The organism is Caulobacter sp. NIBR1757 (assembly GCF_027912495.1).
GTDB lineage: Bacteria > Pseudomonadota > Alphaproteobacteria > Caulobacterales > Caulobacteraceae > Caulobacter.
Genome location: NZ_CP115463.1, coordinates 3,739,968 through 3,753,991, shown reverse-complemented (window position 1 = coordinate 3,753,991; position 14,024 = coordinate 3,739,968). Strand labels below are relative to the sequence as shown.

14 protein-coding genes are annotated in these 14,024 nt (G+C 69.6%); 8 read left to right on the top strand and 6 right to left on the bottom strand.

Annotated features, from left to right (window positions below; genetic code table 11):
- Positions 1-45 precede the first annotated feature (45 nt).
- From O5I81_RS18175 to O5I81_RS18145, 7 genes are read left to right on the top strand one after another with little or no spacing between them, the layout of a single operon-like run.
- On the top strand, positions 46-675 hold the full coding sequence (locus O5I81_RS18175) for a hypothetical protein (RefSeq protein ID WP_271066272.1): 630 nt from the start codon (positions 46-48) through the stop codon (positions 673-675).
- Positions 676-679: 4 nt separating this feature from the next.
- Entirely contained in the window at positions 680-1,489 is an 810-nt protein-coding gene (locus O5I81_RS18170) for a hypothetical protein (RefSeq protein ID WP_271066271.1), read from the top strand.
- Entirely contained in the window at positions 1,486-2,235 is a 750-nt protein-coding gene (locus O5I81_RS18165; protein ID WP_271066270.1) for a hypothetical protein, read from the top strand. Before O5I81_RS18170 ends, O5I81_RS18165 begins: the two co-directional genes overlap by 4 nt.
- Before the next feature lies 1 nt (position 2,236).
- Positions 2,237-2,854, top strand: a complete 618-nt coding sequence (locus O5I81_RS18160; RefSeq protein WP_271066269.1) for a hypothetical protein — start codon at positions 2,237-2,239, stop codon at positions 2,852-2,854.
- On the top strand, positions 2,844-4,985 hold the full coding sequence (locus O5I81_RS18155; protein WP_271066268.1) for a DUF362 domain-containing protein: 2,142 nt from the start codon (positions 2,844-2,846) through the stop codon (positions 4,983-4,985). The genes O5I81_RS18160 and O5I81_RS18155 overlap by 11 nt, the downstream gene beginning before the upstream one ends.
- A complete protein-coding gene (locus tag O5I81_RS18150; RefSeq protein ID WP_271066267.1) occupies positions 4,982-6,067 on the top strand; it encodes an NAD-dependent epimerase/dehydratase family protein in 1,086 nt (361 codons plus the stop codon). The genes O5I81_RS18155 and O5I81_RS18150 overlap by 4 nt, the downstream gene beginning before the upstream one ends.
- Entirely contained in the window at positions 6,064-6,618 is a 555-nt protein-coding gene (locus tag O5I81_RS18145; RefSeq protein ID WP_271066266.1) for a hypothetical protein, read from the top strand. Before O5I81_RS18150 ends, O5I81_RS18145 begins: the two co-directional genes overlap by 4 nt.
- On the opposite strand, the gene O5I81_RS18140 is transcribed toward O5I81_RS18145, so the two are convergent.
- From O5I81_RS18140 to O5I81_RS18115, 6 genes are all read right to left on the bottom strand, one after another.
- Positions 6,597-7,817: a hypothetical protein gene (locus tag O5I81_RS18140; protein WP_271066265.1), complete on the bottom strand. Its 1,221-nt coding sequence runs from the start codon at positions 7,815-7,817 to the stop codon at positions 6,597-6,599. The genes O5I81_RS18145 and O5I81_RS18140 overlap by 22 nt on opposite strands.
- A gap of 220 nt (positions 7,818-8,037) precedes the next feature.
- Positions 8,038-8,922, bottom strand: a complete 885-nt coding sequence (locus O5I81_RS18135; protein ID WP_271066264.1) for a flagellin — start codon at positions 8,920-8,922, stop codon at positions 8,038-8,040.
- On the bottom strand, positions 8,922-10,616 hold the full coding sequence (flgK, locus tag O5I81_RS18130) for a flagellar hook-associated protein FlgK (RefSeq protein ID WP_271066263.1): 1,695 nt from the start codon (positions 10,614-10,616) through the stop codon (positions 8,922-8,924). Before flgK ends, O5I81_RS18135 begins: the two co-directional genes overlap by 1 nt.
- A gap of 3 nt (positions 10,617-10,619) precedes the next feature.
- Positions 10,620-10,931: a hypothetical protein gene (locus tag O5I81_RS18125; protein WP_271066262.1), complete on the bottom strand. Its 312-nt coding sequence runs from the start codon at positions 10,929-10,931 to the stop codon at positions 10,620-10,622.
- 2 nt (positions 10,932-10,933) lie between these two features.
- A complete protein-coding gene (gene flgE, locus O5I81_RS18120) occupies positions 10,934-12,226 on the bottom strand; it encodes a flagellar hook protein FlgE (RefSeq protein WP_271066261.1) in 1,293 nt (430 codons plus the stop codon).
- A gap of 8 nt (positions 12,227-12,234) precedes the next feature.
- A complete protein-coding gene (locus O5I81_RS18115) occupies positions 12,235-12,918 on the bottom strand; it encodes a flagellar hook capping FlgD N-terminal domain-containing protein (protein WP_271066260.1) in 684 nt (227 codons plus the stop codon).
- A 227-nt stretch (positions 12,919-13,145) separates the two neighbouring features.
- On the opposite strand from O5I81_RS18115, the gene O5I81_RS18110 reads away from it, so the two are divergent.
- Positions 13,146-13,970 carry a flagellin gene (locus O5I81_RS18110; RefSeq protein ID WP_271066259.1) on the top strand — a complete coding sequence of 275 codons (825 nt, stop codon included), beginning with the start codon at positions 13,146-13,148 and terminating at the stop codon, positions 13,968-13,970.
- Positions 13,971-14,024 lie beyond the last annotated feature (54 nt).

Sequence of the window (14,024 nt, the reverse complement as noted above, 5' to 3'; positions counted from 1 at the left end):
GGTTCGTGTATAGATTGTGGCTCGCGCCGAGGGTGGAGCACAACCGTGGCCGATCTGGAAATCCTCTACGACCCGATCACGGTCAACAGCGCCGCGACGGTCGATAGCAACAGCACCGCGAACCTGGTCGTCCAGGGCCTCGACGACGTAAAGGTCGACGGCAAGCTGGCGATCGCGCCACTCGAAGTGGCGGTCGATCTCGATACGGACTCCAAGCTCACCCTGTCGGTGCCGGAGGTCATCCGAACCTCCTTCACCATTCCCGACCCGATCCGCACCGAGTCCCGGTCCCATATCGACCTGCAGCCGGTGGTCCTTGACCAGTGCCTGCGGCTGTCGCTCGGGCCGTTGCCGCCGACGCGCATCTGCCTGCCCAACCGCCAACGCATCGGCCTGACCGTGCTGGGGGTCGAGGTCTTCGGCCTGACCCTCGACGGCGAGGCCCAGGTGACGGTCGGCGAGCCGCCGGCCCGCACCCACGTGGTCAGCGCCGATCCGCATCGCCATCTGCCGACCCGCCACGCCATCGGCGGCCAGGGCGAGCGGCGCGACGCCCGTCATCAGACCATCGACTACAGTCAGGCTGACCATCACCATCGCGACCGCCATGACCATGACGACCGCGCCACGGTTCGGCCCGAAGGCGGCGGCCTGCGCATCCGGCTCGGCGGATAGGGCGGTGAGCAAGGTCGACCTCGTCGATTGGCCGGCCGGCGAGGTCCTCGCCCTGTCGGGCTCGGCGAGTTCCCTGAAGATCCCCGTCACCGTCCACAACGCCTCGGCCAAGACGGTGCGGATCGCCGACGCCTCGCTGGTCGAGGTCCGATCGGAGGCCAGCGGCCTGTCTCTGCGCCTCGAGCCGGCGCCCTTTCAGATGATCGTCGGACCCAGGGCGACCAGCAGCACGCAGCTGCGGCTGCGGCTCGATCCCTTGACCCCGCCGGGCCATTATCGGGGGGAGATCAAGGTCGGCGATCTGGTCCGTCCCGTGGAGATCGACGTCCTCGAGCGCACGGCGCTGTCGATCCGGCCCGCGCCGCTTCTGGTCGACGCCAGCCTTGGGCGGCGGCAGACCCTGATGGTCGCCTTCGAGAACCGCGGCAACACGCCCCTGACTCTCGATCTGGTCGGCAGTTACCCGCTGGGTGAAGAAGTCCCGCTGTCGCCGCAGCGGCTGGAGCACCCGTCGGAAGGCGCCGACGCGCTGGGGCAGATCTTCAACCGCGCCCTCGGACTGGTCGAGACGCCCTCCCTGGCGGAGGTCGGCCGGATCGATCTGGACATGCCGAACGGCCCGACGCGGCTGGAGGTCGGCGCGCTGCGCACCGAACCGCTGACGGTCACCCTGCCGGACGAGCTGTCGCCGGTGGCCCGCTACCACGTCTTCGCCCCGGTCTATGGGACCGATCTCCACCTCGTCATCGTGACGGCCGCCAAGCCCGGACTTCCAGGCAAGGCCAAGCCGCGAAAACAGGAAAAAGCGGCATGAACCAGACAACCTCCTATCGGCGTCCGGCCCGTGAGCTCGATCTCGACAGTCTGGCGCGGCAGGCCCTGCAGCCCTGGGCGGACGCCTATGAGACCTGGCGCAACGGCGTCGATGAGTTCCTCGACCTCGCGCCCGTGCGCCGCTTCGACGGCGGTCGCGCCGGCCCCGAGCACGGCGAGCATCGCGACGACTGGAGCCCTGATCGCTGGCGGCCCGGCCGCTGGGGCCGCGACTTCTGGAGCCTCGACCGCTGGAATCCCGACCATCGGGACCCGGACCGTTGCGGCCATTGCGGCCCTGATCCCTGCGGTTGCCGTTGCTGCGTGTCCGACGCCGACATGGTCGTCGAGGTCCGCCCCGGCGAGCGCCGCATCCTGTCGCTGATCATCGAAAACCCCCGTCGGCGGGCGCGCGACATCCAGCTCGATCTGTCGAGCTGGACCCGCGTCCATCCCGGGCTGGAGATTTCCGGCGATGTCCTTTCGGACCGCGAATTCAAGCTCGAGCCCTGCGGCGCGGCCCATGTCTCCCTCGCCGTCGAGGTCAGACAGCTTCATTCGGACGTTGCGGCCGGCCCCGCCCAGCACCAGCCGATTGAGCGGGAGATGGAGCTGGACCGCTGCCTGGTGTCCTACGCCGACCTGCGCATCCAGGGCTGCGACATCCGTTCGGTGCGTCTGGCCCTCGCCATCCTGCCGCGCGACTGCGGGGCGCACCGCGTGAACTGCAGCTGCGGTTGCTGCTGAGATGACGCCGGAGGGGGGAACGCCGACGCTCGCCGAGGTGACGGCCAGCCTGGCCCGCCGCTGGGCCACGCTGCGGCTGGCGGCGGTCCAGAGCTATGGCCGCATCCTGGCCGACTACGGATCGGGCCGGTCCAGCAGTGCCGCGGCGGCCGGGGCCCTGCTCAAGCTGGCGGCGGAGGAGGCCGTGCGCTATCCGGCCGACGCCGTCAGCCTGGCCACCGACTACGCCTCCGCCGTGGCCGGCCGGGCGGGTTCCGCAACCGCCAGTCCCGCGAACCTGGGCCGGCAGGCCTCGCCGATCCAGGACATCGAGATTTCCGGCCCCCTCGGCGGGGTGGCGGCGACGGAGTTCTACCTGAGCAATCCGCATCAGAGCGACGCGCAGCTGACTTTCCTGGCCTCGCGTTTCATGGGCTCGGCCGGCGAGTCGCCGGCCACCGCCAGTTTCGATCCCGCCTCCTTCACCCTGCCGGCGGGGGTCGAGCAGGCCGTGCGGGTGTCGGTGGCGCTGAAGGCCAAGGCCTTCAAGGCCGGTGAAAGCTACACCGCCAACGTGGCCATCTCCGGCTTCGATGAGATGGTCCTGCGGATCCGCTTGACGGTCCTCGATGCCGCCTGATGCGTCGATGCGGGCGCCCGTCGCCGTGGTCGTGCAGGATCCCCGCGCCTCCGGGGCGGAACTGCTCGACCGGGCCATCGCCCTTTCGGGCTTCCGGACGACGGCCGCGGCGCTGATCGCCCACGCCCTCGAGGCGACCGGAGACTGCGCGGCCATCGTCGTCCCGGCCCTGGACGCCTATGCGGCGGGGTCCCCGGCCGCCACGGATCCGGCCCTTGTCGAGCACCTTCTGGACCTGTTGTTCGACCTGGGTGCGACCAGCGCCGATGTCGGCTCGACCCGCGGGACCGCCGCCGTCTGGCTGGAGAATCGCGACGTTTTCGTCGCCGCCGACCTGCTTGGCTACCGCTACGAGACCCCCAGGGGCCGCCCCTACGATGTCATCGACCTGGCCGAGGACGCCGAGCCGGGAGCCTTCCCGCTGACCAGCCCGCTGGCCGGCGCCGGGCTGTCGCGCCGCTGGCGCGAGGCCGGGCTGCGGCTGGTGTTCTCGGCCAACCGCACCGACGAGGACGACGGCTACGCCCTCTGCCTGGCGACGCTGGCCAGCGTGCTGCCGCAGGTCGACAAGGACTACCACTACCGCCACCGCCGCGATCCGGGCGCAGTGGTCGCCGCCCTGGCCGCGGCGGCCCCGCCGCACTTCGCCTTCATCGACGCCGTGGTCAGCGGCCATGGCTCCGGCGGCGGCCGCGATCCTCGGGCCCTGCGCACCGGGGCGGTCATCGGCGCCTCGACGCCGGCCCTGGCCGACTATCTGGGGGCCTTGAAGATGGGCCTCGACCCCTTCGTCTCCACACTCGCCGCGCCCAGCCTGCGACAGGCCCGCCAGGCGCCGGGGCTGCGCATGCTGGGGCCGCTGGAGCCCTATGAGGGCTGGGTCAACGTCGATCCGGCCCTGCTGGCCTCCACCGCCGCCCGGCGCGGCTTCGTCGAGGCCGACCGCTCGATCCGGCCGGTGCTGCAGCAGGTCGACCGGGAACTGTTCCCGTTCCGCGACCCGGCCACCGACTGGCTGAACAACGCCCTGACCGACACCGGCGGCCAGGACGCGGTCAACCTCGACGGCGGCCTGCTGACCCTGGTCAATCTCTGGCTGGCCGAGGTCGGCAAGGCCGGCGAGGCCTGGGGGGTGCTGTTCGACAAGGACGCCCTGCGGCGCCGCGAGGCGCCGGTGAACATCGACCCGGAGGCCGTCAGCGACGGCGAGTACGACGCCCTGGCCGGCGAACTGCTGCCCCAGGCCGACCTGCTGCGGGGCCTGCGGGCCGACGCCGAGGGCATTCGCTGGCGTTTCGACGACGGCGCGGTGCTGTTTGACGGCGCCCGGCGCATCGCCCTGCCGTTCGACCTGTTCTGCCAGGCCGTCGAGATCCACCGCACGATCCAGTTTATGAACGACTACATCGGCGGCCAGGCCCTGGTCACCGCCCGCGACAAGCAGGGCCGGGCGCTGCGCCAGATCGAGCGCAACCTCTACCTGCCGCAGCCCAACTACACGGCGCTCGGTGGCGGCGTGACCATCGACGTCACCAAGATCGAGGCAATGGAGTACGGCCCGCGCCGCCAGCGGATGTTCTGGAAGACGGTCAAGAGCGAGAACCAGTCGGCCTTGGCCGACGACGGCGTCGTCACGTTCGAGGCCGTGGGCGAGGACACCCTGGTGACCATCTGGGGCCGGCAGCATTTCCGCCTGTCGCCCCTGTGGTCGGCCATCGACGCGCAGCTGACGCCGGACCTCAAGCGGACCTTGGTCAGCGAGGCCTACGCCCGCTTCTTCAAGCGCACCTTCGCCAACCTCGAGGCCGTCGCGGAGGGCCGTGACGTGCGCATCGGTCGGCCGTGGTCGGACGCGGCGGAGGGCGAACCGCTGCCGGTCGAGCGACTGACCGAACTGGCCCGCAAGGTTCAGGAGGGCGGCGCCCTCGATCTGGCGGCCATGCTGAAGAACGCCTTCCCGCCGGCCCCGGGCGGGCGGCCCGAGCCGGTGCGCATCGACGCCGACGGCTTTCGGCACTTCGACGGCGCGACCTCGGCGCAGGCGGCGCGCGGCGCCGTGCCGGCCAGGGTCGCGGGCCTGTTGCGCGACCTGCGCCACGCCGCCGACATCGACGCCGGGACGCGGTCATGAGGGCCCTGGTCACCGGCGCCAATGGCCTGATCGGGGCCAACCTGGTGCGCGAGCTGCTGCGCCAGGGCCTGACGGTCACGGCCTTCGTGCGCCCGGCCGCCGATATCGAGTCGATCGCCGCCCTGCCGATCACGCTGGCCTTCGGGGACGTCCTCGATCCGGATTCGCTGGAGCCGGCCATGGCGGGGCAGGAGGTCGTCTTCCACACCGCCGTGGCCTTCAGCTACTGGGGCCATGAGCCCGGGGCCATGGCGCGCACGGCCATCGAGGGCAGCGCCAATGTCCTGCGAGCGGCCGCCACAGCCGGCGTCAGGCGGGTGGTGATGACCTCATCCTCGGTGACGCTGGGCGCCTCGACCCGGCAGGAGGTTCGCGACGAGACCTTCACCTGCCAGGACGACCCCGACGAGCCGGCCTATGTGCTGGCCAAGATCAGCCAGGAGCGAGAGGCTCTGCTGCTCGCCGGCAGGTTGGGCGTGGAGATCGTCTTCGCCTGCCCGACCATGAGCGTGGGTCCGTTCGGCGCCAGCCTTGGCCCCAGCAACGGGGTGATCACCAGCTACCTGGCCGATCCGTTGAGCCTGACCTGGGGCGGCGGCTGCAACATCGTCTCGGTGCGCGACATCGCCGCCGGCCACCTGCTCCTGGCGCGCCACGGGACGCCGGGCGAACGCTACCTGCTGGGTTCCGAGAATCTGACCTGGAGCCGCATCCATGCCTTGGTCGCCCAACTGGCCGGCGTGCCGCCGCCGCGCGGCGAGGCCAGCGCCGTCGCCTGCCTGGGCCTGGCCCTGGCCGAGGAGGCCCGCGCCCGGCTGACCGGATCGACGCCCCTGGCCACCCGCGCCCAGGCCCGGATGGTCGGCCGCTACTATTGGTACAGCCATGCCCGGGCCGCCGCCCTCGGCTACAGCCCGCGCCCGGCCCGCGACGCCCTGGCCGACGCCCTGGCGTGGCTGTCGCCCGGGCCCCACATCTCGCGCGAGACCCGGGCCAGCATGCGGCTGGCGCGCGAGGTGCATGAGGCGCGGCGAGCGGCCAGCGAGGCCGAGGCGTCGTTGAAATGCGGGGCGGCGGCATGAAGGACTTCCGCTGTCTGGTGGGCCTGCGCCACCCGCCCCGGGATGTCGCCCTGGCCGTGCGCGACCTGATGTCGAAGGTCGCCCCGTCGCTGGAGCATGTCGAGCGGATCGACATGGTTCGGCGCATCGAGAGCCCCGACGGCGGCATCGCCCTGGTCAACGAGTGGCGAGTCAATCCCACCCTGCCGCCGGCCCTGGGCAATGTCGTCACCAGGGACAAGCTGGGCTGGCTGGACCATGCCGAATGGGAGGCCGACCTAAGCGCCTGCCGCTGGCGGATCGAGCCCTATTTCATGGGCGAGGCGATCGACTGTCGAGGCGTCACCCGCTTCGAACCGGCCATGGGCGGGCGGGGCACCCGCGCTCAGTTCGAGGGCCAGCTCGATATCGACCCCAGCGCCCTGTTGAGCGTGCCGCTGGCCTGGCGGGCGCCGGCCTCGTCCGCCGTCGAGATGCTGATCGGCACCATCATTCCGAGGAATTTCCGCAAGACGGTCGAGGCTATCGGCGAGCTGCTGGAGCAGGGCGATCAGCCGACCAGCACCCCGTGATGGAACCCCAGCCGCGGGTCCGACAGCGGCGAGACTTCGGGAGCGAACTCCTGGATGTCCGGCATCGGCGCCCGCAGGCGCAGGGTGTTGGAGGGATAGTCGTAGATGCTGATGTGGTTCAGCCCGCGGTTGGCGGTGAACAGCAGCCGCTGGTCGGCCGACAGCTGGCAGGCGTAGACCGAGTCCAGCAGCGAGAAGCGGCTGACGCGCAGCGCCCCCAGGATGTGTTGTGAATTGCCGAACAGATTGCCGCGCGCCAGGACGTCGTAGGCCTGGGTCGCCACCTCGCGCGGCCTCTGGGCCAGGGCGGCGACATCGGGCCGCTCGTCGATGATCCGGTACCTGGCCATGTCGCCCAGGTCCAGGAACAGGATCGACTGGCTGCCGCCGTTGCAGAAGATCAGCTCATCGTTGGACATGGTGATGTCCGAGTTGATGTGCGCCGGGGTCTCGCGCCCGGTCGCCCAGTGACGCCGAACCCGTTTGGTCGCCAGATCGATCTCGAAGACATACTCCTTGAGATAGGCCATGCCCCACTCGTGATAATCGACCCGGTCCATCGGCGCGACGCGGAAGGAGATGGCGTAGAACACCTCCTCGGTCCTGTGCGGCAGAATGTGCCAGCAGGTGGTCGGCAGCTTGATGACGGTGACCTCGCCGGTCTCCATGTCGCGGACCCCGACGTGCCGGGCCTCGCCGCGGCGCCCGCGGCTGGGGTCGTCCATCGCCCCGTAGCAGAGGTAACGGCCGGAGGCCGACAGCTTCATCGCATGGGGCAGGCGGACGCCGTGCGGCTCGAGCTGCTCGGGGTTTTCCAGGTCGTCGAGCGAGAACCGCCAGAAATGACGGCCGATGGCCGTGATGAAGCGACGGTCGTCCAGCCAGGCCAGGTGGGTGCTGCCCTGCAGCGAGGTGTCGGGAGTTTCGAATCGCAGGGTGGATACCCGCGCCACCTCGTCGAGCGTGGCGGCGTCGAAGAACATCAGGTGCTGCCCGGCGTTACCCAGAAAGCCCACCGTGCCGGACGGGTTGACGGAACAGGCGTGACCCGCCGCGACGCCGTCGTAGTAGGTCACCTTCCAGGCGAAGCCGCCGGTGGCCGGGTCGTAGTGGAACAGGCACATCCCGGCCATGCCTTCGAGGCCATTGGCGCCATTGCCATCCAGCGCGACGTAGAAGGCGTACGGGTAGCCGCGCATGGTGCCCCTGACGGTCCCGGCTGGAGTCACAGTCTAAGGTAAAATGTACCCAAGTTGCAACCGTTAGCCGAATGACGTCGTCAGCCCGACTGGGCGCGTTGAGCAAGGTCGGGCGACTCAAAGCAGGTTTCGCCGGGCAATGGCGGAGTGGGCAGTCCGGCGGCATTCTTTCTCCGCACCTCAACCGCACGGCGCTGCTCGGCAAGCTGCAGCGCGGTCTCTAGAGGTAGTCGATCAGCTTGACCTTCGAGAGCGCCGACAGGGTCGAATACAGCGTCTCCAGCTGCGTCTGATAGTTGGTCACCTTGACCGTCGCCTCGGCGAGATCCGCGCCGGCCAGTTCGGTGGTCATGGCCTCGAGCACGCCGGCCTGGGTGTCCATCCGGGCTTGGTAGTCGCTCAAGGCGCTGGTCCGCGCCGACAGCGCCTCCTGGTCGGCCGCCACGGCGGTGAGACCGTCGCTCAGGAGGTCGTAGGCGGTTGAAACCTCGGTCGATGTGCTGGCGGTGGTCAGCAGGCTCAGCGCCCGGATCATGCTCTGGAAGCCATCGCCATCGGCGCTGACCGACAGGGCGATGCTTCGGCCCGTAGCCGTGGTGAAGCTCATCGGCGCCGACGCACCCTTGAAATAGTCCGTGCTGGTCTCATCGGTGAAGTCGAGCGTGGTCAGGTCGACGGCCGCGCGGTCGGCGGCCTGGCCGCTGAACAGATAGCTGTCGCCGGCCTTGCTGTTGAGCAGTTCGCCCAGGGTGGTCAGCCAGTCGTCGGCCAGGGAGGCCAGATCGGTGAGGTCGGCGGTGGCGCTCATCCGCGAGGACAGCTCGGCGCGGATGGTGGTGGCCAGGTCGGTGATCTCGCCCAGCACGCTGTAGCTCTGTTCCATGATGGAGACGGCCGCCGTCGCCGCCGTGCTTTCGGCCTCCAGCCGGGCGGTCCTGCCGGTCAGCGACAGCACCTTGCCGGCGTCGCCCGAAAGGCCTCCATAGGTGCTGGCCTTCAGGCTGCTGGCCTGCTGGGCCTGCGCCTCGGCCAACTTGGCCTGCAGCGACAGGCCGGACGCCATCAGGCTCGAACTGTTCGCGAAGGTGGCGATGCGGCCGATCATCAGTTCATCATCGACAGCAGGCTGTCGAACATCGACCGGGCCGTGGTGATCAGCTGGGCGGTAACCTGGTACTGGTTCTGCAGCTGGGTCATCAGCGCCGTCTGTTCGTCGAGGTTCACGCCGGTCAGGTTGGTCAGGGCCGAGGTGCTGTACTCCAGAACAGAACTGGTCCGCGTCGCCGCGCTCGACGCCGTCGATACCCGGCCCGCGGCATTGGAGACGAAGTCGGTCGCATAGTCCGCCAGGCTGCTGCGCCGCGCCGACAGACCGCCAGCCTCGGCAAAGCCGATGTCGCTGTCCAGGGCCGCCGACAAGGCGGTGACGGCGTCGGAATTGCCGGACGCCAGGCCCGTCTCGGTCAAGACGCCTGTGACCAGCAGGCCGGCGTTCCTGGTGAGCGCGCTGCTGACGCCGATGGCGCCGGCGTCGTCGCCGGTAAACACCGCGTTGAGGCCGAGGAAGGCCGCCAGGCTCTGGCCGCCGACGTCGCTGTCCAGGGCCCCCAGCGCGATGCCGCTGGTCCCGTTGCTGCTGGCGATCACGATCTTGCCGGAGTCGTCCAGGCTGGCGCTCACCCCGCTGACGCCGTTCAGCAGGCTCACCAGACCGGCGACGGTGGACACTGACGACAGGTCGAGGTCGGCGCTGCTGCTGACCGTTCCGTCCGAAGCCAGCAACGAGATCCGCACCGAGCCGCTGGCGGTGATCGCATCGCCGCCGGCCAAAGTCGTCGCCCCGGTCAGGCTGGTCGGCGGCGGATAGGCCGAGCCGTCGGCGGCGGCGGCGTTGACCTGGGCGATCAGGGCGGCGGCGAAGGCGTCTAGGGCGTCCTGTTCCTCGACCAGACTATCGTCGCGCAGGCTGATCAGTCCGCCCAGGCTGCCGCTGGCGATCCCGGCGGTGATGTCCCTGCCGTTCAGGGTGATGCCGCCGAGCGTCTCGGGATAGGTCGCCTCGGCCCCCAGCTTGCCGGCGGCCGCGTAGTTGAGGGTGGCCGCCTGGCTGCCGACCAGCTGTTCGCCGCTTGTGGTGTAGACGTTGGCGCGACCGTCCGAGCTGACGAAATAGGTGACGCCCATCAAGCCTGACAGGGTGGTCAGCGCCTGGTCGCGGGCGTCGAACAGGGTGGCGGTGTCGCCCCCGGCCGCGGTGGCCTGGACGATCTGGTCGTTGATCCCCTGCAGGGACTGCAGCGCCCTGTTGACCTCCCCGACGGCGGTCGCGATGTCCTGGTCGGCCTGGGTGCGCAGGCTCTGGATTTCCGCCGACAGGCCGTTGAGCGAATCGGCCAGGTCGCCGGCCGCCGAGACCACGGCGGTGCGCGTGGCGCTGGTCTGGGACGAGGCCAGGTCGGTCAGGGCGGTCTGGAAGGCGGTGGTCAGACTGGACAGATCGCCGCCGTCGTTCACCTGGCCGAGGGCGGCGTCGTAGAGCTGCATATAGCTGTCGACGACGCTGGCCGAGCCGGCCGCCGCCGAACCCGAAACGATGCTCTTGAGGAGATAGACGCTCGCCGCCCGGGTCAGCGTGCCCGTGGCCAGCGACACCCCGGCCGTCGTGGCCGTGGCCGTGTAGGTCTTGGTGGTATAGCCGGCGGCGTCGGCGTTGGCGACGTTCTGGCCGGCCACCGAGGTGGCGTACTGGGTGTTGCGCAGCGCCGTCGAGGCGCTGGTGATGATCGAGGCCAGCGACATCGCCTAGCCCTTCGGCCGTCCGTGCGTGGGACGGCCGTAGGCGCGGGCGGCGTTCAGCCCGCGGGTCACACGGGAGATTTCCTCCCGGGTTTCCCGCGCTCGGTTCTCGAGCCCCGCGACCTCGTCGCGCAGCGCCCGCTCCAGATCGGCCAGGCCTGTCTGCAGAAGGAACCGCTCGCGCCCGTCCAGCGCATTCAGCGCCCGCGCGATGTCGTTGGCCACCGCCCGCGCCTCGTCGATCGAGGCGATGACCGGGGCCGCGTCCTCGCCGCGCACGGTGGCGGCGCGGGCGATCAGGCGATGGATCCGGCCCATGATCAGCGCACCGCCTGCAGCAGCGTGTCGAACATGCTGTTGGCTGTGGTGACCACCTGGCTGGCTGCCGAATAGGCCTGCTGGGCGATGATCATCTTGTTGAATTCGGTGGAGGTGTCGGTGGTCGAGCCTTCCAGGGCGCTGGTCACCAGGCTGCCGCCGCCGTCGCCCGGCAGGGACAGCTTCAGCAGGCCCGCCTGGGTGGTGGCCTTGTAGATGGTGCCGCTGACCTGGCTCAGGCCGTCGTCGTTGGTGAAGGTGGCAAGCGGTATCTGGTAGATGGCCCGGCTGGCGCCGTTCTCGAAGGTGGCGGTGACCAGGCCCGTGTCCCCGATGCTGATGCCGGTCAGCGAGCCTGCCGCGTAGCCGTCCTGGCTGGCCTGGTTGACCTCGATATCGATGTCCGAGGAGGTGTCGGAATACTGGGTCAGGCCATCGACGCCGCCGATGGAGCCCAGGTCCATGGTGATGGCAGCGTCGGCGGCGCCGGTCGAGAAGTCGACGGTGAAGGCGATAGCCGCGGCATCGTCGGTCGTCGACGGCGAGACCGAGGCCAGGGAGCCGGACTCGTTGAAGGTCAGGGTGAAGCTGCTGGGACTGACCGTGCCGGTCGCGGTGGTGGAATCGCTGGCCGAGGTCGGATCGGACAGGGTGAGGGTCCAGCTGTTCTCGGCGGTCTTGGTCCAGGTCTCTTCGAGATTGTGCGAGTTGCCGAGGCTGTCGAAGATTTCGGTGCTGGAGGTGAAGCTGTCGCCAATGGCGGCGTTGGAGGGCAGGTTGGCGGCCAGACTCGCGGTGGACGTGGCCTGGGCCGGGCTGGTGATGGCGCTGACGTCGATGGCGGTCAGGTTGCTCAGCGTCTTGCTGCCGCTCAGCGTCCCGTCCGCCTCGGTGGCGTACCCCATCAGGTAGTAGCCCTCGCTGTTGACCAGCAGGCCGTCGCTGTCGGTGGTGAAACTGCCGTTGCGGCTGTAGGCCGTGGCCGAGGCGCCGGCGGCCGGGTCGTCGGAAACCACGAAGTAGCCGCTGCCGCTGATCGCCATGTTGGTGTCGACCGAGGTCGAGGCGATGGTCCCCTGGACCAGCATGGCCTGGCTGGTCTGGGCCTTGACGCCCGAGGTGCTGGCGCCGGAACCGGACGACATCACCCCGCTGAGCACGGCCTCGAAGCTCGTGCCCTTGACCTTGTAGGCGGTGGTCGAGCTGTTGGCGATGTTCTCGGAAATGGCCGCCAGGGCGACGCTCTGGGCGCTGAGGCTGGAGACGGCGGCGGAGAGGGCTGCTGAAAGGCTCATGGGTCTGCTCAGCTCTTGGCGCTGTCGTGGATTTTCAGGATGTCGGCGTCGGCCCAGGTCAGGTCGCCGGCGGTGTAGGTCGAGCCGTCGCTGCTGGAGCTCACCGAGGTCGGGGTGGCGAAGGCCGTGATGGTCGAGGCGACGCTCGTCCCGCTGGCATCGACGGCGGTGACCGTCAGGGTCAGCGCCTCGCCCTCGGAGACGCCAGAGAGGTCGTCGAGCGACAGATCGAGGCTGTGGCTGCCCGAGGCGGTGTCGCCGGTCCCGCTCCACACCACCTCGCCGTCGGCGTCGGTGACGGTCAGCGTCGTCGAGGCGGCCGCGCCGTCCAGGCTGTAGGACCAGCTGACCTCGCCGTCCTGCACCGGGGCGGTGGCGCTGTCGATCTCGGTCGTGGCCCCCAGGTAGGAGAGCGACGACATCGAGGTCAGCTGGCCGAGCTTGGCCGCCAGGTTTTCCAGCGTGGTGTTGGTGTTGAGCTGCTGCTCAAGCTGGCTGTAGCTGACCAGCTGGCTGGTGAACTCGGCCGTGTCCATCGGATCGAGCGGGTTCTGGGTCTGCAGCTGGGTCATCAGGATCTGCAGGAAATCGTCCATCTGCTGCGAGGCGGCCGCGGCCGTCGTCGATGAACTGCTGGTCGTGCTGGTCGTGCTGGTCGAGGCGGCGAGGCTGGCGGCGGCCGCTGTGGTCACGGAAGTCATCGGCGTTGAGGCCCTCGGGGCGCGGCCCGCATGGCCGCTTCAGAGGTTCAACGGAGCGAGGCTCGCCGATGGGGCGGCGAAAATTTCGGCGGCCGCCCGAATTTTCTCCGCCCCATTCCGCCGGCCCGTCCCGTTCCAGCAATTGAGCCCGGAGAAAACCGGCTCGCCCCGGGCGGAGCAGCCGGCCGGGGTCACACACAGCCAGAAGCGGACCCTCCATGCCTGTCATCTCGACCAACATCGCGGCCAACACGGCCCTGCGCTACCTGAACGCCAACTCGGCGGCCCAGACCGAGTCCCTGTCGAAGATCTCCAGCGGTCAGCGCATCCAGTCGGCCTCGGACGACGCCTCGGGCCTGGCCATCGGTACGACCATGGCCGCCGACGTGGCGGTGCTGAACCAGGCCGCCACCAACATCACCCAGGGCCAGTCGGTGCTGAACACCGCCGACGGCGCCCTCAGCCAGGTCTCCGACATCCTCGAACGCATGAAGGCCCTGACGGCCCAGGCCCAGTCGGGCTCGCTGGAAGACGCCGACCGCACCTACATCGACGCCGAGTACCAACAGCTGCTCGAGGAAATCGACAGCATCGTCACCACCACCAACTTCAACGGCAAGACGCTGCTGGACGGCGCCAGCGACTACGCAGCCGGGGCCGACTTCCTGGTCGGGGCGACCGCCACGGAGACCATCACCGTCACCCTCGACGCCGCCAACCTCACCGACCTCGGCATCGACGGCTCCGACGTGACGACGGCCGCCACCGCCGCCGACGCCATGACGGCGCTGGAAACCGCCATCTCCACGGTTTCGGAAATGCGCGCCAATGTCGGCGCCTCGATGTCGCGCTTCGAGTACCGGGGCAACGTCGTCGACAGCTCGCTGGAGAGCCTGCAGGAGGCCGAGTCCTCGATCATGGACGTCGATCTGGCCTCCGAGCAGACCAACTATACCAACGCCTCGACCATGACCCAGGCCGCCATCTCGGCCCTGAGCCAGGCCAACTCGGTGCAGCAGCAGCTGCTCAAGCTGCTGCAGTAGCAGCGGGCGTCGGCGCGCGGGAGCAGGGGCGCCTGCGCGCCATCAGCTTTTTGG

Coding starts and splice junctions, on each gene's coding strand:
- flgE (WP_271066261.1), bottom strand. CDS start 12,226: ATGAGCCTTTCAGCAGCCCTCTCCGCCGCCGTCTCCAGCCTCAGCGCC.
- O5I81_RS18135 (WP_271066264.1), bottom strand. CDS start 8,922: ATGATCGGCCGCATCGCCACCTTCGCGAACAGTTCGAGCCTGATGGCG.
- O5I81_RS18140 (WP_271066265.1), bottom strand. CDS start 7,817: ATGCGCGGCTACCCGTACGCCTTCTACGTCGCGCTGGATGGCAATGGC.
- O5I81_RS18165 (WP_271066270.1), top strand. CDS start 1,486: ATGAACCAGACAACCTCCTATCGGCGTCCGGCCCGTGAGCTCGATCTC.
- O5I81_RS18160 (WP_271066269.1), top strand. CDS start 2,237: ATGACGCCGGAGGGGGGAACGCCGACGCTCGCCGAGGTGACGGCCAGC.
- O5I81_RS18150 (WP_271066267.1), top strand. CDS start 4,982: ATGAGGGCCCTGGTCACCGGCGCCAATGGCCTGATCGGGGCCAACCTG.
- O5I81_RS18110 (WP_271066259.1), top strand. CDS start 13,146: ATGCCTGTCATCTCGACCAACATCGCGGCCAACACGGCCCTGCGCTAC.
- O5I81_RS18145 (WP_271066266.1), top strand. CDS start 6,064: ATGAAGGACTTCCGCTGTCTGGTGGGCCTGCGCCACCCGCCCCGGGAT.
- flgK (WP_271066263.1), bottom strand. CDS start 10,616: ATGTCGCTGGCCTCGATCATCACCAGCGCCTCGACGGCGCTGCGCAAC.
- O5I81_RS18125 (WP_271066262.1), bottom strand. CDS start 10,931: ATGGGCCGGATCCATCGCCTGATCGCCCGCGCCGCCACCGTGCGCGGC.
- O5I81_RS18155 (WP_271066268.1), top strand. CDS start 2,844: ATGCCGCCTGATGCGTCGATGCGGGCGCCCGTCGCCGTGGTCGTGCAG.